Genomic DNA, 22372 nt, shown 5'->3' with positions numbered 1-22372 from the left:
CCAAAATCGTGCGCGGGTGCACCGATTACAGCAGCATGCTCCCCATGAACATGGGTTTGAGTACTAATAAATACTAAATGTTTAATGAAAACAAAATCAGGGGATAGAAGCTAACAGCCATTGAATCCGTGATTTGCAATTTCGTCCGGCTGTGCTTGGACGCTTACCAATTTCTTGCCATTTTCCTAAACCTCCTATGACTAAGGAGGTTATATGATTCTTCCAAAGTTATACAAAATATACGAGAGACCAAGGCAAACACCCGAGATTATCTGTCCGATAGCTCGAGGTTGGTCATCCGGTCGGTGACCTTGAAGGGATAGTCCGGGTATTCATAAATGCGGAAGCGAGGCTCGGTCTCTCCCTCGCAATAGTTCCAGATCGTGCGGTACTCGCTCACCTCCTCACCCATCTCGCTCAATTGCCTGAGGTAAGCGGCCACGGATTTGTTCTCCACGATATAGACCTCGCCCATCCGGTCGATGATCGGGCTGTGCGAGCGGCTCCCGTCATGGTCAAACCGGAGGATCCGCTTCCCCTCGGAGGTGAGGCCGATGGTACGGAAGGTCATGCTCTTGCCGATGGCGGGCAGGTTCAACACGTTGCGATCCGTCCCCGCGAACAGCAGCCCGTTCTCCTTCAGGAAACGGGCCAAGCGCTTGCCCAAAGGGCGTTGGCCCCGGATCATCTCGGACAACTCCGCCTGCTTCTCCTCCGGTACCTGCCCGAAGACCTTCTCCTCGCGAGCCTCCTGCAACGAACGGCTGTTGGGGGCGTAAACCGCGTAATTCTCGCGGAATCCCTTCACGGAGAAGGTATAGTAGCAAACCACCCCGAGCGCGTTCAAGGTCTGCCGCAGTTTCGCCGTATGTCCCCTGCGGGAAGCCGAGACCGTGTAGACCAGCTGATTCGTGACCGTCCAGCCCGCCGCCAGGATCGCCTCGATCGCGCGCCTCGCCTCCGGAGTCACCTCCAGCGGAGACTGGAAATGCGTCTGTATATAAAACTGGCTCACCCCGATAGCGGAAGCCTTCTCCTTGAACTCCCTCAATAGGCCGACCAGCTCGTCGGTCACACGCAGCGGAAGATAGGCCGGCAGCCGGGAGCCCAGCCGCACCCGTTGCAACTCGGCGTATTTCTCGCCCTCCGGACGGCTCTCGTTCGCCTTCCGTTTCCGCGCCGCCATCTTGTATACCGCCTCCAGTATCTTACGCAAAGTAGCGTCCTGGCTCATCAAGGCATCCCCGCCCGTTATCAGGATATCCCGCAGCTGGGCATCCTCCTCGAAATAACGCATCAGGCGACGCAGCTTCCGGTCCCAACTCTCCTTAGGCCTCAGGGCCTCGAGATCGAAATTCAGCCGCTCGCTCTGGAAATCGTACATGCGCTGGCAAGAGGCGCACAACCCGCCGCAGGCACGCCCCATCGAATCGGGGATCAAGATCGCCACCTCCGGATACCTCCGGTGTATGTTGTGACCCTCCGGCAACAGCCAGCCCGCCGCGTTCGGCTCCTCGGCGACGACCTGGTCTTCCTTCTCCCACGCCTTGATGCTTCCATACGTATCTACCAGCTCGTCCGAGTACAGGACGTACGATCGCACCGCGGCGTCGTCGTACCCCTCCCGCCCTGTATTCAACAGGGACAGGTAGTAGGGAGTCACGAAAAAGGGCATCCCCTTCTTCTGAGCACGGGTCAACAGGCCCATCGTCTCGTCCGACAGGGAATATCCCAAAAAGAAATTCAATTCCATAGGGCTCTTGATCGCCATCGACAAATGGAAGCGGGCGGTGTTCCACCACTCACGTACACGGGCCTCTTTCTCCTCATAGGCGATGCCCTCGGCGAACTGGAAACGCGACGAGGGGCCATGATGGCGTCTCTCTATCTTCTTGATCAGGCAAGCGATGATACGCGCCTTGTTTCTCTCGCGGATGGCGATCACCTCGGGGTCGAGCCCGGTCGGCCAACGGTTCATCTGCCTTTTCACCAACGCCCGGTCCGACAGGATCTCGACCGGATGTTCCAGCAAATCGAACTGATGGTATAAATCGATGAATAAATCGGGAGAGGCCTCATTTCCCAACCGGCCGGTCAGGAACTGCCAAAGATAGGTGATCGTCCGCACCGGAAGACGCTCGCCCGTAGACAACTCGTCCACGAACGTATCGTCATGCTCGATCAAAAGGAGGATACGCCTCGCCACCGCCATTCCCGCGTTTCCCCGGGCACTTCCCTTTCCCGTGAGCCGGGATACGACAAGAGGGCGCAAAGTATCCTTGAAATACTTCGCGTCCTCACTTTTTTCCGCCAAGGCCACCAACCAAGGGAAGCTCCGGTCGTATGCTTTTCTCAGCTCGGCAATGTCAAGGACAAGGGGGTCTTTTTTTATCATAAGCCTGCTGCTTTTCGCGCCATCCTTACCATACAATCGACGGGCAATATTGCGATATCGTGCTTTTCAATATCTTCAGGTTGATCGGCTTCGTGATGAAAGCCGTAGCCCCGGCCTCTCTGGCGGCTTCCATATCGGTGTCGAACACGTAGGCCGATTGCATGACCACGGGGACATCCTCCGATAACTTACGGATCTCCTTCAATGCCTCGATACCCGTCATCTCAGGCATCTTTATATCCATCAGGATCAGGTCTACCTCGTTTTCCTTGAAGAGAGCCAAGACTTCCAAGCCGGTCTTGGCACGGATCAAATTACAATGTTTATGTAAAATGGTTTTCAGAAGCAGATAATTACTCTCCTCATCTTCCGCGATTAGCAGCGTGGGCTTTCCTGCGCCCAGATCATTTTTTACATCCATATACATAACGTTTTTATTCCTTGTGTTTAGCCGGGATCGAACGAACCCTGACGAAGCAAAGGTAAGAAAAAATATTAAAAAGTCACATCCATGCCGCCCATAAATATCGCTTTCGGCATCGGGAATCCTTCGTTGATGGAATAACGGGTGGCCGTCAGATTCTCTCCTTTGACAAATAGATTCAAGCCTTTATCGCGCGTACCGAAACGGTAGGCCGCCTTCGCGTTCAGCACCGTGTAATCCGTTTTCACCTTGTCCGCCGTATTGATGTAGAGGTCGAAGATGGATTGTACGTTCACGTTGAAGGTGAAACGCCCCGGAGCGTACATCACGCCGGCGAAAAACTTATGCGCCGGGGCCGCCAGCAGGGCCTTGCTCGTGTGTAGATAGCTGTAGTTCATATCGAGGCTCAGGTTCTTGAGGATCCGGCAGCGGGAATCGAACTCGATGCCTTTATTCGTGAAAGCACCCGTGTTGACATTCTTGGGGCGTCCGTCTACGCGTGTCGTCTCGATCATATCCTGCCCGTCGATGAAGAAGGCGGTCAGCTCCGCGGACAGGTTGCCCTCGAAGAATTCCTGCCCGACGGAGACCTCGTAGTTCATCATGCTTTCCGGCTTCAAATCCGGGTTCTGAGGCGGGAACATATACATCTCCCGTATATTCGGGCTCCGGAAGCCTTTCGACAAAGATGCCCTTATCACGTTCCCCTCGAACGGACGTACCGTGAAGCCGGCCTGCGGAACCCACTCGCCACCGAAGACGCTGTTATGCTCATAACGAACCCCGGCGTTCAAGCTTACCTTGTCAAATAAATCCTGCTGCGCGATAACGTATCCGGCTACCTCGTTCACAGTCTTATTCACCAGCTCATTCCGGTTGCCATTGATGCTGTCCTGCCACGCGTCACCCCCCCAGTTCTTGTAGTCGACACCGACCGTGAGACGATTCCCTCTCACCAGGCGGAACGACTGATAAAGCAAAAAACCCGCGTTATGATCGTCCGAGTAAAACAGATACGGTCTGGGCGTCCCGCCCGGATCGTACCCGTCATCAATCTTGTGATGGCCCCAGTTGTAGAACACGCGAAGGGCACCGCTTGTCTTCCCGTGATTGTTCTCCAAGGCGAAGGAGGCGGTACCTCGCAGGATATCCATCTTGTTGTCGATAAGCGGGCTTGTTACCTTCCCCGGGTTCTGGTTCTTGGACTTGGCCAAGCTTACGTCTCCCGTCACCTTGTAATGATCACCCATCTTATAGCCTAACTTGGCGAAACCATTCGTGATCTGAAACTTCGAATCCGGGCGATGTCCATCCGTGCGGTCGTGATTCAACGAGATATAACTGCTAAAGTCACCGCTATTGTACCCATTGTTGATCATATACTTCTGGGTGTTATACGAGCCGTACATGACGCGGGCTTGCGTACGTCGTCCCGGCTGATTATGCTGGCGGGTAATGATATTCACGACGCCTCCCATCGCGTTCGAGCCGTATAACAGGGAACCCGGGCCACGGATCACCTCCACCCTTTCCACGTCCGAGGCCACATAGGTATCCGGAAGCGAATGGCCGAACAGGCCGGCCCATTGAGGCTGCCCGTCGAACAGCATCAAGACCTTATTACCCTGTCCGACGCCCCGGATGTTGACCGTCCCGGCCGCTCCCTCGGAAACGCCGAAACCCGTGATCCCTTTTTCCGTGACAAACAGCCCGGGTACCCGCTCCGATAATACGGGAAGCAACGCCGATTCACTGCTGGCCTCAATCTCCTCCCGTTCGATGACCGAGATCGATAACGGCACGCTGTTCCGGTTCACATGGATCTTGTTGGCGGAAACCACCACCCCTCTCAAATTGATCAGACTGTCAGCCTCTGCCGGCTCTATCGCGAATGCCATGGAGCCTGTCAACAGCCCGGAAACCAGTAAAAGTCCTTTTCTCATATACTACTTGTATCTATATTGGTTATCATTTTAAACATCCGGCGGTAACACGTCCACCGGAAAACGTGTTACCAAACCCGCAAAAAAAACATCAATCCGCCCGGCTCATCACCAACTTGCCATGCTTAATGCCTTTGATCGTCGTCAACGTATCCGACAATTCCGTCAAGCGGCAGGCCGTTCCCATCACCGTCACTATATGCAAGCAAAAATTCCGATTGATATAATACTGGGAAGACGACAAGATCACATCCTTATAATTTTGTTGGATACCCATGATCTTCAACGAGATCTCTTTCTTGACTTGGTCATACATGATCACGATCGTCCCGGCTACGATATGGTTGCATTGCCATTTACGCTCGGCCACATTCTTCTCTATCAGAAAACGAATCGCCTGTGAGCGATTGGCGAAGCCATTCTCATTCACGTATTGATCCAACGATTCCAACAAATTGTCTTCCAAAGAGACGCCAAAACGTTTTAAAGACATAAACATTCTTTTACAGCCCTGCGTCGCGAAACTACGAATAAAAAGTGAGATACGGAAGAACCGTTCTCAAAAAGCATCGCGGTTTAAGAAGGTGTTCTCTCCCGAGCTATCAAAAACGACGAAGTCGGAGGGAGAACCTCGGACACAGGCGAGCACGCCCATGACGGAAGGGGCATCCTATACCGCCATGAGCGTTTTTTCTGAGTGAGTCAAAAAGACTTATTTCACGAACGGTGCCTTCAATAAATAATCCACGCAGCCTTTCACGCCCTCAAACTGGGAACGCCCGTCAGGCATGCCCTCCAACTCCACGAAATAATCCTTGATCCCGTTCGCGTAGGCTTGCCGGAATATATTCTCGAAATTCATCATCCCGGACTCGCCCAGGATAGCACGATCCTTGATGTGCAATACCTTGATGCGGTTCGGATATTTCCTCAACCACTCTACCGGATCTTGTTGCCCCATCACGGCCCAATAAACATCCATCTCGAAAAACACGAGCGAAGGATCCGTATTCCTCAAGAACAACTCATAGACGCAGTCTCCTTTCTCGCGCCTTCCCAGCTTGGCCTCCGTACCGCCCGGGTTTACCTTGGCGAACTCCATCTCATGGTTGTGATAGCCGAAAGGAATACCGGCCGCTTTAACGATCTTACCCGCCTCGTTGAAGATCTCGCAGACGAAAGCGGTCTCCTCGGTGCTGCGGGTACTCGGCTTCCCGGGCTGGATCAGGTACTTCACGCCTAGTCTGGCATGATCATCGGCCGTCTTCTTCCAATACTCCGAGATCTGGGAGCGGTTGGCCTTCGTGTACTCGCGTACCGGAGGATTCACGTGGGAACTGGTGATCCTCAATCCGGCGTCGTCCACCATCTTCTTGAATTCCATCATGTCTACGCCGCCGATCTTGCCTTCCCTGTAACCGGCCAACTCCAAATTGGCGTACCCCATCTGCTTGATTTTTTTCAATCCGCCGGGTACATCCGCGTAAAGCTCCCTGCCTAAGGAATAGATTTGTAAACCAACTGTCTTAGCGGCCGTCGCCTCGAAAGTGACAGGTTTGGCCGCATCCGCGCTCCCGACCTTTCCGGCCATCAAGCCACCCAGGGTGAAAAGGGACGCGTTCTTTAAAAAATCTCGTCTATTTATCATGATTATTAGAATTAAGTCAGCCCAAAGGTAGCGATTATAATCCAAAAAAGGTCGTATAGGATGGAAAAATCCCCCTATACGACCCCCATATGGCATACATTTATGGGACAGGACCCGATTAACAGCGAGGCTTGATAGCCAACTTCACCGGTTTGATCATGTTCTCCGGGCTTAGGATCGTATCCAACTCCTCCTTGGTCAAGATACCATGATCTAATACCAATTGATAAACGCTAACACCGGTCTCCAACGCCTCCTTCGCAATCTTGGTGGAGTTCTTGTAGCCGATTACCGGATTCAAGGCCGTCACCACTCCGATGCTATGATGTACCTCCTCGCGGCAACGATCCTCGTTGGCGGTAATGCCGTCCACGCAACGGGTGCGCAAGGTATCGAAACCATTGATCAGCAAATCCACGGACTCGAAGCAGCATTGTACCATCACCGGCTCCATCGCGTTCAACTCCATCTGGGCGGCTTCCCCCGCCAGGGTCACGCATAACTCGTTACCCATCACCTTGTAGGCGATCTGGTTCATCACCTCCGGGATTACCGGGTTCACCTTACCCGGCATGATAGACGAACCCGGCTGCATGGCGGGCAAGTTAAACTCGCCCAAACCGCAACGAGGACCGCTTGCCAGCAGGCGAAGGTCATTACAGATCTTATTCATCTTCACGCAAATCCGCTTCATGGCGGAAGCATAGCCTACCAAGCACGAGGTATCCGAGGTGGCTCCTACCAAATCGGGAGAGAGACGGATATCCCATCCGGTTATCTCGCGCAAAGCCGCGATGCATTTCTCCGCGTATCCCGGCTCGGCACAAATACCCGTGCCAATGGCGGTAGCTCCCATGTTGACCACCAGGAAATCGGCGGCGGCCTCGTTCAAGTGGGCGATCTCATCCCGCAAGATGCCGGCGAAACCGTGGAAGGTCTGCCCCAACGTCATGGGCACGGCATCCTCCAGCTGCGTGCGTCCCATCTTGACAATTCGCGAGAACTCCTCTCCTTTCTTACGGAAGGAGGCGATCAATTCCTCCAAATGGGGCAGCAATTGAAGATGCTTGAAATACATACCGATATGGATGGCGGTCGGATACGCATCGTTCGTGGATTGCGAGCGGTTCACATGATCGTTCGGTGAGCAGTATTGGTACTCGCCTCTCTCGTGCCCCATCAATTCCAAGGCACGGTTGGCAATCACCTCGTTCGCGTTCATATTCGTAGTGGTACCCGCTCCGCCTTGGATCATATCCACCGGGAACTGGTCGCGGTGCTTGCCATCGATAATCTCCTTACAAGCGGCGGTGATGGCCTCCTTTTGCGCCGCGGTAAGCAAGCCCAACTCAAAGTTAGCCTTGGCAGCCGCCATTTTCGTTATCGCTAATCCTTTTATGAATAAAGGATACTCGCTCAAACGGAATTTACTAATCGAGAAATTCTCGATTCCTCTCAAGGTTTGAACTCCATACAATGCTTCGGCGGGGATCTCACGAGCGCCGATCAGGTCGCTCTCCACGCGAGTTTTTCCAGTTAATTTCGTATCCATATTAGAAATATTAATTGTTTTCTTATTGTTTCCGCGAAGGTAGGAACTATTATTTTGAAAGCAAATTATTCTTTGACAAAATACAAAAAACATTTATTTATCCCATAAAACACACCATCGACCTATCATCGGTTACAATTTGTCAATTTCAAGATTCACAAGAGCTCCTTCGGATCTTATTCAAGCGTAACAAGAACTTGAGCTCGTGCGTTCAATTCCCTTTGACAATTTGCCCCCGGTTCTCCTTCTCCTTGCAAGGGAGGCGCAGGAAATTCCTCAAAAAAAAATCTCGTTTTTATTTGCCATTTGTTAAAGATTCCATACATTTGCCGCCATAACAACCGAACAAAGTCGTGAGAACATTCGTAGTAAATACATATTGGTGGTGGCGCTCCATACAACTCAGAAGGTCGTAAGGGACGAGGACTCGTATGTATACGTAAAGCACACCACATGAAGATATGAAGAGGTCTGTCGCACTTGCGGCAGGCCTCTTTTTTCGCGGGGTAAGCTCAAGATGAAAATAACTGAAATAGATAAAAAGATGAAAACGTATCAAGTTGACAAAAATGGTTACTATGGTGAGTTCGGCGGGGCCTATGTCCCCGAGATCCTTCATCAATGCGTGGAAGATTTGCGGAATACCTATCTAGAGGTCTTGGAAAGCGATGGCTTCAAGGAGGAGTTCGACCGGTTATCGCGCGACTATGTAGGCCGCCCCTCCCCTCTTTACTTGGCCAGACGGTTGAGCGAGAAATATGGATGCAAGATCTATCTGAAACGGGAAGACTTGAACCATACCGGGGCGCATAAGATCAACAACACGATCGGCCAGATCCTCCTGGCACGCCGCATGGGGAAGACCCGTATCATCGCCGAGACGGGTGCCGGGCAGCATGGAGTGGCTACGGCCACGGTATGCGCCCTGATGAATATGGAATGTATCGTTTATATGGGGAAGACAGACGTGGAACGCCAGCATGCCAACGTGCAGAAGATGGAGATGCTGGGAGCCACCGTCGTGCCCGTGACCTCGGGAAACATGACCCTGAAAGACGCCACGAACGAGGCGATCCGCGACTGGTGCTGCCATCCCTCGGATACGTATTACATCATCGGCTCCACGGTAGGGCCCCATCCTTACCCGGATATGGTAGCCCGGTTGCAATCCGTCATCAGCGAGGAGATCAAGAGGCAACTGCTGGAGAAGGAGGGAAGGGATCACCCGGATTACCTGATCGCCTGCGTAGGCGGGGGAAGCAACGCCGCCGGCACGATCTATCACTTCGTGGACGACGAGCGGGTCAAGATCGTCCTGGCCGAGGCCGGCGGCAAGGGCATCCACTCCGGCATGAGCGCCGCCACGATCCAATTGGGCAAGGTGGGCATCATCCACGGGGCGCGCACGTTGGTCATGCAGAACGAGGACGGACAGATCGAGGAGCCTTATTCTGTCTCCGCCGGCCTGGATTACCCGGGCATCGGTCCGATCCACGCGAACCTCTCCGCAAGGCGCCGCGCGCGAGTCCTGGCGATCGACGATGACGAGGCGTTGGAGGCCGCTTTCGAGTTGACCCGCCTGGAGGGGATCATACCGGCCCTGGAGAGCGCCCATGCCTTAGGCGCCTTGGCCAAGATAAGCTTCGAGCCGGGAGAGGTGGTGGTACTGACGGTCTCCGGCCGCGGCGATAAAGATATGAATACCTACATCAATCATAGATTATCATGAATTATTCGTTTAAGACAATCAGCAAGAAGGTGATGGGCGACCTTCATACTCCCGTGAGCATCTACCTCAAGGTGCGGGACATCTACCCGGAATCGGCCCTGCTGGAAAGCTCGGACTTCCACGGAAACGAGAACAGCCTTTCCTTCATAGCGCTCCGCCCCTTGGCGAGCGTCGGTATCAACAACGGCGAATGCACGGCGACCTTCCCGGACAAGACCCGCGAGGTCACCCCGCTCAGCGAGACCTATAGCGTGCCCGAGGCGATGAACGCTTTCCTCGGCCGCTTCCGGGTAGAGGGAGCGGACAAGAAGGTCTGCGGGTTATTTGGTTACACGGCCTTCGACGCCGTCCGTTATTTCGAGAACATCCCGGTCATGGAGGTCCATCACGAGGAGAACGACGCCCCCGATATGTTGTACCTGTTGTACAAATACGTGCTCGTGTTCAACCATTTCAAGAACGAGCTTACGCTGGTGGAGATGATCCAGGAGGGCGAGGATAGCGGGCTGGACGAGATCCTCGCGCTGATCGAGAACCGTAACTTCGCCTCCTACAACTTCCGGAAGGCGGGCCCCGAGACCTCGCCGATCAGCAGCGAGGAATACAAGGCGATGGTCCGCAGGGGCATCAGGCACTGCCTCAGGGGAGATGTCTTCCAGATCGTATTGAGCCGCCGCTTCGAGCAACCCTTCAAGGGAGACGACTTCAAGGTGTACCGGGCGCTGCGCAGCATCAATCCCTCCCCGTACTTGTTCTATTTCGACTTCGGCGGTTTCCGGATCTTCGGCTCCTCCCCCGAGACGCACTGCAAGGTAACGGGCGGACACGCCAGCATCGACCCGATCGCCGGGACCGCTTTCCGTACCGGCAACATCGAGCTGGACAAGCGACGGACCGAGGCCCTGCTCGCCGACCCCAAGGAGAACGCCGAGCACGTGATGCTGGTAGACCTCGCCCGCAACGACCTGAGCCGGAACGCCCACGACGTGCGGGTGGACTTCTACAAGGAGGTGCAATACTACAGCCACGTCATCCACCTCGTATCCCGCGTGAGCGGCGAGATCGACTCCGGCAGCGACCCGGTGAGGACCTACGTCGACACCTTCCCCGCCGGCACGCTGAGCGGGGCGCCCAAGGTACGGGCCATGCAACTGATCACCGACATCGAGCCTCATAACCGGGGCGCTTACGGCGGCTGTATCGGTTTCATCGGCCTGGACGGCGACCTGAACCAGGCGATCACGATCCGGACCTTCGTCAGCCGGGGCAACGTGCTGTACTACCAGGCGGGAGCCGGGATCGTGGCGAAAAGCGACGATGAGCGCGAATCGCAAGAGGTAAACAACAAGCTGGGCGCCCTGAAGAAGGCGATAGACCTGGCGGAGAAACTGATCAATTAATCATCCATACAATAATGAAGACATTAGTATTTGACAATTACGATTCCTTCACTTACAACCTGCTACACATGCTGAAGGAGCTGGGCGCGGACGCCGAGGTACGCCGCAACGACAAGATCTCGCTGGAGGAGGTCGCGCGTTTCGATAAGATCCTGTTATCCCCGGGGCCGGGCATCCCCGAGGAGGCCGGCATCCTCCTCCCCCTGATCCGCCGCTACGCCCCGACAAAGAGCATCCTGGGCGTCTGCCTAGGCGAGCAGGCCATCGGCCAGGCATTTGGCGCCACGTTGGTAAACCTTGCCGACGTACGTCACGGCGTCTGCTCCGACATCCGGATCGTCGCCAAAGATCCGATCTTCGCGGGGCTGGAGCCGGGCATACGGGTCGGGCGTTATCATTCCTGGGTGGTCTCCAAGGAAAACTTCCCGGATTGCCTGGAAATCACGGCGGTCGATACGGAAGAGGGACAGATCATGGGCCTGCGCCACCGCGCGTACGACGTGCGAGGCATCCAGTTCCATCCGGAATCCGTGTTGACCCCTCAAGGGAAGACGATCATCCGGAATTGGCTGGAGCGACCTGCCGGCGAAGGCTCGCCGGGCACCTTTCGAGGGTGAGAGACGCCTCGCGGGGATTCGCGAGGTATTTCGTGCGGGTGAAAGGCCGCTCGCAAGGAGTCGCACGATTTTTTCGAACATACATTACATTATAAAAGATACAATATGAAACAGATTTTATACCGATTATTCGAGCACCAGTACCTGGGCAGAGAAGAGGCCCGGAAGATCCTCCAGGGCATAGCGGAGGGACGCTACAACGATTCCCAGATCGCCAGCCTGATCACCGTATTCCTGATGCGTAGCATCTCCGTAGAGGAATTGAGCGGCTTCCGGGAGGCCTTGCTGGAGATGCGCGTGCCGGTGGATTTAAGCGCGTACAAACCGATCGATATCGTAGGGACCGGAGGCGACGGGAAAAACACGTTCAACATCAGCACCTGCTCCTGCTTCGTGGTGGCCGGCGCCGGTTACCCGGTCGTAAAGCACGGCAACTACGGGGCCACCTCGGTGAGCGGCGCCAGCAACGTGATGGAGCAACACGGCGTAAGGTTCACGAGCGACATCGACAAGCTGCGCGCCTCCATGGATACCTGCCGGATCGCCTACCTCCACGCCCCCTTGTTCAACCCGGCGCTGAAAGCGGTAGCCCCGGTACGGAGGAGCCTCGGCGTACGCAGCTTCTTCAACATGCTCGGCCCGCTGGTCAACCCGGTCATGCCCGCGTACCAATTGCTGGGCGTATATAACCTCCCGCTGCTCCGCCTGTACAACTACACCTATCAGGAGAGCGGCACCCGTTTCGCCGTGGTGCACAGCCTGGACGGCTACGACGAGATCTCCCTCACGGCCGATTTCAAGGTGGCCATGCCCGAGAAAGAGAAGCTTTATACCCCGGAGGCGCTCGGGTTCAAACGTTGTGCGGAGGCGGACCTCGACGGCGGCGATACCCCGGAGGCGGCGGCCCACATCTTCGACGCCGTGCTGGCGAACCGGTCCACCGAGGCCCAGAAGAGCTGCGTGATCGCCAACTCGGCCTTCGCCATTCAGGTGATCTGTCCGGAGAAGAAGATCGAGGCGTGCATCGCCGAGGCGCGTGAATCGCTGGAGGGCGGGAAAGCGCTGGCCACGTTCCGCAAGTTTATCGCCTTGAACCATTACTAACACACAGAAAAGCTATCCCATGAGAAAAGACATCTTACAAACGATCATCACCAACAAGCGCGTCGAGGTGGCCCGGCAGAAACAGGCCGTGAGTCTGCAGACCCTGTTGGCGCTGGGCGGCGAGCGTATGGAGCGCGACACGCGCTCCATGCGCACGGCGTTGGAATCCTCCCCCTCCGGCATCATCGCCGAGTTCAAGCGCAAAAGCCCCTCCAAAGGCTGGCTGCGCCCCGCGGCGGACGTGGCCGACGTGGTGCCCGCCTACGAGGCCGGAGGCGCCTCCGCCTGCTCGATCCTTACGGACGGGGAGTTCTTCGGAGGCTCCCTGGGCGACCTGCGGAAGGCCCGCACGCTGACGGACCTCCCCCTGCTCCGCAAGGACTTCATCATCGACACCTACCAACTCTTCCAGGCGCGGGCGATGGGCGCCGACGCGGTCTTGCTGATCGCCGCCGCCCTTACGGAGGAGGAATGCCGGATACTGGCCGAGACCGCCCACAGCCTGCGGCTGGAGGTCTTGCTGGAGATCCATGGCGAGGAGGAGCTCAGCTACCTGGACGCAGAGATCGACATGCTCGGCGTGAACAACCGCGACCTCGGCACCTTCCATACGGACGTGGACAACTCGTTCAAGCTGGTCGGCAAGCCGCGACGAGGCTTCTCCCCCCTTCTGGTATCCGAGAGCGGGATCTCCGAGAGCGATACCGTGCGCCGGTTGCGCGAGGCCGGCTTCCGCGGGTTCCTGATCGGAGAGACCTTCATGAAAACCGAGCGGCCGGGCGACACCCTGGCCCGTTTCATAGGAGGACTGGCATGATCATCAAAGTCTGCGGAATGCGGGAGCCCCGGAATATCCGGGAGGTAGCCGCCCTGGCCATCAACTGGATCGGTTTTATCTTCTATGAGCGCTCCCTGCGCTTCGTCGGGCAGATCCCGACGAAGCGCAGGGTGGCGCGCGACAGCGCGCCGTCGCACGCGGCAAGTCGCTTGTCACCGCTGTCCGCCCTCACCGGCCGGCCCTCCGTCAAGCAAGTGGGCGTCTTCGTCGACGCTAGCCCGGAAAGCATGATGGAGATCGCCACCGCGTGCGGGCTGGATTACCTGCAACTCCACGGTAACGAATCGCCGCAGGAGTGCCACACCTTGCGAAAAAGGGGCTATTCCCTGATCAAGGCCCTCCCCATCGCCGCGAAAGAGGACCTCGAGAGAACAAGGGCGTACGAGGGGCGGGTGGACTATTTCCTTTTCGATACGAGATGCGAGGGCTATGGAGGCTCGGGCAGACGTTTCGATTGGTCCATCCTGACCGAGTATAAGGGAGAAACCCCCTTCTTGCTCAGCGGAGGCATCCGCCCGGAAAACGCGGAGGCGATCCGCGACTTCCGGCATCCGCGGCTCGCGGGTATCGACCTCAACAGTGGCTTCGAGACCGAGCCGGGATTGAAAGACATCGATAAACTAAAAGATTTCATCCAACACATTTCAAAATGAATCGCATCACACACTTATTCCAGACCCGGAAAGACGGAATATGCTCCGTCTATTTCACCGCCGGTTATCCGAACTTGAACGATACGGCGATCATCCTGAAGGCTTTGCAGGCCAAAGGCATCCACCTGGTGGAAGTAGGAATCCCCTTCTCGGACCCGATGGCGGACGGCCCCGTCATCCAAGAGGCATCCACGCGCGCGTTGCGCAACGGGATGTCGCTCCGCCTCCTGTTCGAGCAATTGAAAGCGATCCGCGACGAGGTACGGATCCCGGTCATCCTGATGGGCTACCTGAACCCCATCATGCGATACGGTTTCGAGAGATTCTGCGCCAGCTGCGCGGAAGCCGGCGTGGACGGGATGATCATCCCCGACCTGCCTTATGCCGATTACATCTCCAGCTACAAGGAGATCGCCGATCGCCACGACCTGAAAATGATCATGCTGATCACCCCCGAGACCTCCGAGGAGCGAATCCGGCTGATCGACGCCCATACCAGCGGATTTATCTATATGGTATCCAGCGCCGCCACGACCGGGGTCCAGCGAGACTTCGACGAGCGGAAGCTGGCCTATTTCCGCCGCATCAACGCCATGAAGCTGCATAATCCCCGTTTGGTAGGTTTCGGCATCAGCAACAAGGCTACTTTCGATGCGGCGACGGCCCATTCCTCCGGCGCCATCATCGGCAGCAAGTTCGTGCAGTTGCTAAAGAGCGAGCCTACTCCCGCCGATGCGATCGACCGGTTGCTGGAAGCCCTGAAACGATAGGAGACCCGGGGTATCGTCCCGAATCATCGTACGGCTCGCGGAGGCGGGGCTACGCCTCGTCTCCGCGGGCTGTCATGACTGCAAATTCGCCCGGACCCGGCTCAACGTCTCGGGAGTCATCAGCAAATAAGAGGCGATATGAGACAAGGGGGCGCGCCGCACGATCTCCGGGTGTCCCTTCAATAGGCGGGCGTAACGTTCGTTGGCGGTCTCGAAACGAAAGGAGTCCGCCTTCCGCTGAGACAGGATCAGCGAGTTCTCCAACAGGCGGCGATACATGACCTCGATCTCGTAATCCTCGGCGCACAGCGCCAGCAAGGGATCATGAGGAATGCCATACAGTACCGTGTTCTCCAAGGCCTCCACCAACAAATTGGCGGGACGCTGGCGCAAGAAACTCTCGATGCAGATGAAGATGTGGTCCTCTCTGGCGAAATGCTCGGTCAGCTCTTTCTTGTTCTTGAAGTAAAACTGGCGAACCATTCCCCTATAAACATAGCCGAGTTGCGTACAAACCTCTCCCTCGCTCAAAAACAGGTCGCCTTTTTTCAATTCTGTACGGATTAAGATCGAGGCCAGCTTCTCGACGGCTTCCTCGCGGAGCAGAATCGATTGCGCCGCGATCCTGCGAGCTATAAATATCGCTGTATCCATATTAGTGGTTGTTTTTGTTTGTTTTCGCGAACTTACGAAATAAATACCACTCGATTTTCATCAAAACCCCGTTTATTTATAGGCTTGCCAGCTCTTGACGCAGATATCATCCACGCCCAGGGTACAGAAGGCTTGGATGAAAGCGCTCGCCAGACGGGCATTCGTGATCAACGGGATATTCAAGTCGATAGCGGCGCGGCGGATCTTATAGCCGTTGTCGAGCTCTCCGGCGGAAAGGTCGCGAGGGATATTCACGACCATATCGATCCGCTTCTCATGAAGCATCTTTAGCGCCTGTGGTTCTCCCTGCTCGCTCGGCCAGTACACCTTCGTACTCCGGATACCATTCTCCTCCAGGAAACGGTGCGTGCCTCCCGTGGCGAATAGATCGTAGCCTTTCGCCGCCAACATCTTGGCGGCATCCAGCATGGCTACCTTCTGCTTCGGCGCACCGGTAGACAGAAGGATATTCTTCTCCGGGACCCGTTGCCCGACGGCGAGCATACTCGTCAGCACCGCCTCGGATACATCGTCGCCCAGACAGCCCACCTCGCCCGTGGAAGCCATGTCGACCCCCAATACCGGATCGGCCTTCTGCAAGCGATTGAACGAGAACTGGGAGGCCTTGATGCCCACGTAATCCAGGTCGAACTCATTCTTGTTCGGCTTCTCGACAGGCAAACCCAACATGACACGGGTAGCCAGCTCGATAAAGTTTATCTTCAGCACCTTGCTCACGAACGGGAAAGAACGGCTGGCGCGAAGGTTACACTCGATCACCTTGATCTCATTGCCCTTCGCCAGGTATTGGATATTGAACGGGCCGGAGATGTTCAACTCCTTCGCGATCCGCTTGCTGATACGCTTGATCCGGCGGACGGTCTCGACATACAGCTTCTGCGCGGGGAACTGGATCGTGGCGTCGCCGGAATGAACCCCGGCAAACTCGATATGCTCGCTGATGGCATACATCACGATCTCGCCATGATCGGCCACGGCGTCCATCTCCACCTCTTTCGCATGCTCAATGAACTGGCTTACCACCACCGGATGCTTCTGGCTGACGTTGGCGGCCAATCGCAAGAAACGTTCCAACTCCTCTTGGTTCGAGCAGACATTCATGGCGGCGCCACTCAGCACGTAACTCGGGCGGACCAACACGGGGAAGCCTACCTCTGCCACGAAGCCATTGATATCCTCCATGGAAGAAAGCTCCTTCCAGCGGGGTTGATCCACGCCGATACGGTCCAACATGGCGGAGAACTTCTCGCGATCCTCGGCATTATCGATGCTCTTGGCGGATGTCCCCAGAATATTCACGCGCTGCTCGTCCAAACGCATCGCCAAGTTATTCGGGATCTGGCCGCCGGTGGAGACGATCACGCCGTAGGGGTTCTCCAGCTCAAGGATATCCATCACACGCTCGAAGGTAAGCTCGTCGAAATAAAGGCGGTCGCACATATCATAGTCGGTCGACACCGTCTCGGGATTATAGTTGATCATCACCGAGCGGTAACCCTCCTTGCGGATCGTTTGCAGGGCCTGCACGCCACACCAGTCGAACTCTACCGAGCTGCCGATGCGGTAAGCGCCGGAACCCAGCACGACGATCGAGCGATGATCGCCCAAGTAGGTCACGTCGTTTTCCGTACCGCTATACGTCAGGTACAGGTAATTCGTCCGCGCCGGATACTCGGCGGCCAAGGTGTCGATCTGTTTCACCACCGGAAGAATGCCATGCTCCTTACGGAACTGGCGAACCAACATCATACCCTTCTCCGCATCCCCCTCGAGACCGATCGCGCGGGCGATCTGGAGATCTGAGAAACCCAGCTGCTTCGCGGTGCGAAGCAATTGACAATGGACAATCGACAATGGACAATTATTGGAGGTACGATACTCCTCTTTCATTGTCAATTGTCCATTGTCCATTGTCAATTTGTGCAGCTCCTTGGAAATGCACATGATTCCGTAGAGCTTTTGCAGGAACCACCGGTCTATCTTGGTAAGCTCATGAATCTGGTCTACCGTATAACCGGCACGGAATGCCTTCGAGATAACGAAGATACGGAGGTCGGTCGGCTCGTGCAACGCCTTATCGATATCTTCGATCACCAGCTCCTTATTCTCCACGAAACCGTGCATACCCTGCCCGATCATACGCAAACCCTTCTGGATGACCTCCTCGAAGGTGCGTCCGATCGCCATCACCTCGCCAACCGACTTCATGCTGGAACCCAACTCGCGAGCCACGCCGTGGAACTTGCCCAAGTCCCAGCGAGGGATCTTACATACCACATAATCGAGAGCCGGCTCAAAGAAAGCGCTAGTCGTTTTCGTCACGGAATTTCTCAAGTCGAACAACCCGTAGCCCAAGCCCAATTTAGCGGCCACGAAAGCCAAGGGATAACCGGTCGCTTTAGAGGCCAAGGCCGAAGAACGGCTCAAGCGGGCGTTCACCTCGATCACCCGGTAATCCTCACTCTCTGGATCGTAGGCGTACTGCACGTTACACTCACCCACGATACCGATATGGCGAATGATACGGATCGCCAACTCACGTAATTTATGATAATCCGTATTGCTCAAGGTCTGCGAGGGGGCAATCACGATAGACTCTCCCGTATGGATCCCCAGCGGGTCGAAATTCTCCATATTACATACCGTGATGCAGTTGTCGAAGCGGTCGCGCACCACCTCGTACTCCACCTCTTTCCAGCCCTTCAAGCTTTTCTCCACCAATATTTGCGGAGAGAAAGAGAAAGCCTTCTCTACCAACACGTCTAACTCTTCCTCATTGTCGCAGAAACCGGAACCCAAGCCCCCCAGCGCATAAGCGGCGCGGACGATAACCGGATACCCCAGCTCGGCGGCTGCACGACGAGCGTCAGCGGCACTCTCCACGGCCTCGCTCTTGATCGTCTTCACGTCGATCTCATCCAGCTTGCGCACGAACAACTCCCGATCCTCGGTATCCATGATAGCCTGCACCGGGGTGCCCAATACCTTCACGCCATACTTCTCCAACACACCGCTTTGATAAAGGACCACGCCACAATTCAACGCCGTCTGCCCCCCGAAAGCGAGCAGGATACCTTCCGGACGTTCCTTCTCGATCACCTTCTCCACAAAAAAAGGAGTAACGGGCAGAAAATAAACCGTGTCCGCGACTCCTTCCGAGGTCTGTACCGTAGCGATATTCGGATTGATCAATACCGTTTGGATCCCCTCTTCCTTAATCGCCTTCAGGGCTTGGCTACCTGAATAATCGAACTCGCCCGCCTCACCTATCTTCAAGGCTCCGGAACCGAGTATCAGGACTTTCTTTATATCTTCTTTCATGGCTTTGCTTTTTTGATGTTCTCTTTTAGGGTAAGCGTAAATCCCCGGCTACAACAATTCCGCGAATTTATCAAATATGAACTCCGTATCCAGCGGCCCTCCACAAGCCTCGGGATGGAACTGAGAGGAGAAGAAAGGCTTCGTCTTATGCTTGATACCCTCGTTCGTCCCGTCATTCATATTGACAAACAACGGTTCCCATTCCTCGCCCAGCGTATCGTTATCCACGGCGTAACCGTGGTTCTGCGAGGTGATGAAGCATTTCTGCGTGCCCACCATGCGTACCGGCTGGTTATGACTGCGATGACCGTACTTCAATTTATAGATAGAAGCCCCGCCGGCTTTCGCTAACAACTGGTTACCCATGCAAATACCACAAATCGGCTTATTTCCGGACAGCGCCTTACGGATATTCCGGACAGCGGCATCGCAGGTATCCGGATCGCCCGGGCCGTTGCTGATAAACAAGCCATCGTATTCCAGTCGATTGAAGTCGTAGTCCCAAGGCACACGGATCACCGCCACGTTACGCCTCAACAGGCAACGGATGATGTTATGCTTCACGCCGCAGTCCAAAAGCACGACGCTCTTTCGGAATTGAGAATCGAGAATCGAGAATCGAGAGTTAGGAGCTTCTGATAAAGAACAGGTCTGGCTCGTACCATCAGGCAGGTAACAAATAATCTCTTTGCACGATACCCGATCCACGTAGTTCACATTCTCATAATTCTCCATTTTCAATTCTTTATCTTCAATCTCGTTATCGGCATCACCGATAACGACGCGTCCCATCATCACGCCATGCTCGCGCAATTTCTTCGTCAACGCACGCGTATCGATACCGTATATGCCCGGGATCTTCTCCTCCTTCAGCCAGTCGCCCAAGCTGCACTCAGCGTTCCAGTGGCTATACTCATGGCTGTAATCGCTGACGATAATCGCCTCGGCGTGGATCTTCTCGCTCTCCATAAACGTGGCGATCCCATTCGGCCCGAACGTACGAGGCGGGACACCGTAGTTGCCAACGAGCGGATAAGTCAACACCATCAACTGACCCGCATACGAAGGATCCGTCAAGCTCTCCGGATATCCGGTCATAGCGGTATTGAACACGACCTCGCCGGCCACCGGTCTCTCATAGCCGAAAGAGTGGCCCTGAAAGACGGTACCGTCGTCTAACCTCAAAGTTGCTGTCTTGTTTATCTGCATAGAATCTGTATGTTGTGTCATTTCACTAAATATTCTTCTTCCATATAGTGGATAAAAGCCTCGTTCACCAACCGAGTCCCGCCCGGCGTCGGGTAATCACCGGAGAAATACCAGTCACCCGGATGCTCCGGACAAGAGGCATGCAAGCCCTCCAAGGTCTGGTAGACGATCTCTACTTTCGCCCGTGTCCCGGCCGGTGTAAGCAACTCCACCATCTTAACGGATATCTCCTCCGCCGTAAATGGAGCGTATATCTCCTTTACGTAATTCACCAACGGACCATCCGCCGCTGTTTGTTGCCGCTTCGCCTTCTGATAAGCGTCCAAGATCACGTATTCCATTCCCCGGTCACGCAACAGGGCCACCACGGCCTTAAAAGCGATAAACTCGTCCATCCGGGACATATCGATACCATAATAATCCGGGTAACGTACCTGTGGAGAAGAACTTACGATCACGATTTTCTTCGGATGCAAGCGATCCAAGATGCCGATAATGCTCTGGCGTAAGGTCGTACCCCGCACGATGCTGTCATCTATCACGACCAGATTATCGATAAAAGGTTCGATACTTCCGTAAGTGATATCATATACGTGCGCCGCCAAATCATTGCGGCTATTGCCCTCAGCGATAAACGTACGTAATTTTATATCTTTTATAGCTACCTTCTCCGAGCGGATTCGTATGGAAAGGATTTGTTCCAGTTCCTCTTCCCTGAGCGGGTGACCGCGGTCGGCGATCCATTCTTTTTTCAGTTTGTTCAAATAGTTGTTCAATCCCTCCTGCATTCCGAAATAAGCGACCTCGGCCGTATTCGGGATAAAAGAGAAGACGGTATGATTCAAGTCGTAATCCACCGCTTTCAAGATCGGATGCACGAGATTATCACCCAAACGCTTCCTTTCCCTGTAGATATCTACGTCGCTACCGCGCGAGAAGTAGATACGCTCGAAGGAACAAGCCTTGTTCTCCTTCGGCTCCACGATCTGGGAGGTATACCACTCGCCTTTCTTGTTGACGAGTATCGCCTCTCCCCGATTCAACTCCCGGATATCCGCTACCTGCACGTTCATCACGGTTTGTATAACCGGACGCTCGGAAGCCAACACGATAATCTCATCATCCGCGTAATAGAAGGCCGGACGGATTCCCCACGGGTCTCGCACGCCGAACGACTCGCCACTACCGGTGATACCGCAAATCACGAAACCTCCATCCCAGCCCGGGGCACAGCGTTTCAGCACGTTCGACAAATCCATTTGATCCTCGATGGCATGCGTGATATCCATCCCTCTCAATCCTTCCGCCTCACACTTTTGGTACAGGCGCTCCACTTCCCTGTCCAGTCGATGTCCCAGCTGCTCCAGCATGATATAGGTATCGGAATATTTCCGGGGATGCTGGCCGATCGCCGTGATCTCCTCGAATACCTCATGGACATTTGTCAGGTTGAAATTTCCGCAAACGGCAAGGTTCTTCGCGCGCCAGTTATTGCGTCGTAAAAAGGGATGGATATAAGAGATCCCGGATTTCCCGGTGGTACTGTAACGGAGATGCCCCATATAAAGCTCTCCGGCGAAAGGTAGGTGGGCTTTGGCGAATAGTGGATCGTTGAGTTGTTCGGGGGTTAAATCCTCGTAGTGTCCGTGAACCGCGGCAAATATCTCGGTGATAGCTCCGGTCCCGACGGCCCGTTCACGGAACATATATTCCTCTCCGGCATTTGCCTCTAACTTCACGCAGGCTAAGCCCGCTCCTTCCTGCCCCCTGTTATGCTGCTTTTCCATCAGCAAATAGAGCTTGTTCAGTCCATACATCCAACTACCGTACTTCTCGTGATAATACTCCAAAGGCTTCAGTAACCGGACCATGGCGACACCACACTCGTGCTTCAATACTTCCATTGTCGAATCAACTTTTTGACTTTGCCGCGAAGATACAGACAATCCCTAACATATTGTTCAAACAAGCATAAAATAATTGACACTTTCACGGGAAAAATGTTTTTATCGGACGTTTGGTTAACAAAGCTTTCATTTTATAAGCAAAAGGGAGGGCTTTGTTTTCAATCCATAATAAGGACATCCCGTTCAA

At 54.9% G+C, this 22372-nt stretch carries 17 protein-coding genes; 7 read left to right on the top strand and 10 right to left on the bottom strand.

Translation table 11 applies throughout. The features are described 5' to 3' along the window. Window positions 1–268: 268 nt before the first annotated feature. From G7Y39_RS05335 to G7Y39_RS05310, 6 genes are all read right to left on the bottom strand, one after another. Window positions 269–2395: a KamA family radical SAM protein gene (locus G7Y39_RS05335; RefSeq protein ID WP_165155791.1), complete on the bottom strand. Its 2127-nt coding sequence runs from the start codon at window positions 2393–2395 to the stop codon at window positions 269–271. 25 nt (window positions 2396–2420) lie between these two features. Beyond that, window positions 2421–2816 (bottom strand): response regulator, encoded by a 396-nt coding sequence (locus tag G7Y39_RS05330; protein ID WP_165155789.1) that lies wholly within the window; start codon window positions 2814–2816, stop codon window positions 2421–2423. Window positions 2817–2890: 74 nt separating this feature from the next. Next, window positions 2891–4762 (bottom strand): TonB-dependent siderophore receptor, encoded by a 1872-nt coding sequence (locus G7Y39_RS05325; protein WP_165155787.1) that lies wholly within the window; start codon window positions 4760–4762, stop codon window positions 2891–2893. Window positions 4763–4853: 91 nt separating this feature from the next. Next, the gene (gene nikR / locus G7Y39_RS05320) at window positions 4854–5255 is read right to left on the bottom strand and encodes a nickel-responsive transcriptional regulator NikR (protein WP_165155785.1); all 402 of its coding nucleotides are present in this window, start codon (window positions 5253–5255) and stop codon (window positions 4854–4856) included. 219 nt (window positions 5256–5474) lie between these two features. Next, window positions 5475–6410: a sugar phosphate isomerase/epimerase gene (locus tag G7Y39_RS05315; protein ID WP_165155783.1), complete on the bottom strand. Its 936-nt coding sequence runs from the start codon at window positions 6408–6410 to the stop codon at window positions 5475–5477. A 118-nt stretch (window positions 6411–6528) separates the two neighbouring features. Then, window positions 6529–7962 carry an aspartate ammonia-lyase gene (locus G7Y39_RS05310; protein ID WP_165155781.1) on the bottom strand — a complete coding sequence of 478 codons (1434 nt, stop codon included), beginning with the start codon at window positions 7960–7962 and terminating at the stop codon, window positions 6529–6531. 544 nt (window positions 7963–8506) lie between these two features. Between G7Y39_RS05310 and trpB the strand changes: the two genes are divergently transcribed. The 7 genes from trpB (at window position 8507) to trpA (ending at window position 15073) form a co-directional block, all read left to right on the top strand. Next, entirely contained in the window at window positions 8507–9691 is a 1185-nt protein-coding gene (gene trpB, locus G7Y39_RS05305; RefSeq protein ID WP_165155780.1) for a tryptophan synthase subunit beta, read from the top strand. Next, the gene (locus G7Y39_RS05300) at window positions 9688–11091 is read left to right on the top strand and encodes an anthranilate synthase component I family protein (RefSeq protein ID WP_165155779.1); all 1404 of its coding nucleotides are present in this window, start codon (window positions 9688–9690) and stop codon (window positions 11089–11091) included. Before trpB ends, G7Y39_RS05300 begins: the two co-directional genes overlap by 4 nt. Before the next feature lie 14 nt (window positions 11092–11105). Continuing rightward, a complete protein-coding gene (locus G7Y39_RS05295) occupies window positions 11106–11708 on the top strand; it encodes an aminodeoxychorismate/anthranilate synthase component II (RefSeq protein ID WP_165155778.1) in 603 nt (200 codons plus the stop codon). A 105-nt stretch (window positions 11709–11813) separates the two neighbouring features. Next, window positions 11814–12812 carry an anthranilate phosphoribosyltransferase gene (trpD, locus tag G7Y39_RS05290; RefSeq protein ID WP_165155777.1) on the top strand — a complete coding sequence of 333 codons (999 nt, stop codon included), beginning with the start codon at window positions 11814–11816 and terminating at the stop codon, window positions 12810–12812. A 19-nt stretch (window positions 12813–12831) separates the two neighbouring features. After that, window positions 12832–13629: an indole-3-glycerol phosphate synthase TrpC gene (gene trpC, locus G7Y39_RS05285; RefSeq protein ID WP_165155776.1), complete on the top strand. Its 798-nt coding sequence runs from the start codon at window positions 12832–12834 to the stop codon at window positions 13627–13629. After that, window positions 13626–14303 carry a phosphoribosylanthranilate isomerase gene (locus G7Y39_RS05280; RefSeq protein ID WP_165155775.1) on the top strand — a complete coding sequence of 226 codons (678 nt, stop codon included), beginning with the start codon at window positions 13626–13628 and terminating at the stop codon, window positions 14301–14303. Before trpC ends, G7Y39_RS05280 begins: the two co-directional genes overlap by 4 nt. After that, window positions 14300–15073 (top strand): tryptophan synthase subunit alpha, encoded by a 774-nt coding sequence (trpA, locus tag G7Y39_RS05275; RefSeq protein ID WP_165155773.1) that lies wholly within the window; start codon window positions 14300–14302, stop codon window positions 15071–15073. Before G7Y39_RS05280 ends, trpA begins: the two co-directional genes overlap by 4 nt. A gap of 72 nt (window positions 15074–15145) precedes the next feature. Here trpA and G7Y39_RS05270 read toward each other — a convergent pair whose 3' ends face one another. The 4 genes from G7Y39_RS05270 to G7Y39_RS05255 form a co-directional block, all read right to left on the bottom strand. Continuing rightward, complete coding sequence (locus G7Y39_RS05270; protein WP_165155771.1) at window positions 15146–15727, bottom strand: Crp/Fnr family transcriptional regulator; 582 nt, start codon at window positions 15725–15727, stop codon at window positions 15146–15148. 72 nt (window positions 15728–15799) lie between these two features. Beyond that, a complete protein-coding gene (carB, locus tag G7Y39_RS05265; protein ID WP_165155769.1) occupies window positions 15800–19069 on the bottom strand; it encodes a carbamoyl-phosphate synthase (glutamine-hydrolyzing) large subunit in 3270 nt (1089 codons plus the stop codon). A gap of 48 nt (window positions 19070–19117) precedes the next feature. After that, window positions 19118–20299: a glutamine-hydrolyzing carbamoyl-phosphate synthase small subunit gene (carA, locus tag G7Y39_RS05260; protein WP_165155767.1), complete on the bottom strand. Its 1182-nt coding sequence runs from the start codon at window positions 20297–20299 to the stop codon at window positions 19118–19120. Continuing rightward, entirely contained in the window at window positions 20296–22182 is a 1887-nt protein-coding gene (locus G7Y39_RS05255; protein WP_165155765.1) for an amidophosphoribosyltransferase, read from the bottom strand. The genes carA and G7Y39_RS05255 overlap by 4 nt, the downstream gene beginning before the upstream one ends. Between the last annotated feature and the right edge of the window lie 190 nt (window positions 22183–22372).

Origin of the sequence: Parabacteroides sp. ZJ-118, from assembly GCF_011038785.1 — a bacterium.
Lineage (GTDB): Bacteria > Bacteroidota > Bacteroidia > Bacteroidales > Tannerellaceae > Parabacteroides.
Note: the sequence above shows the minus strand (reverse complement) of the source record. Positions and strands in the feature narration are given on the sequence as shown.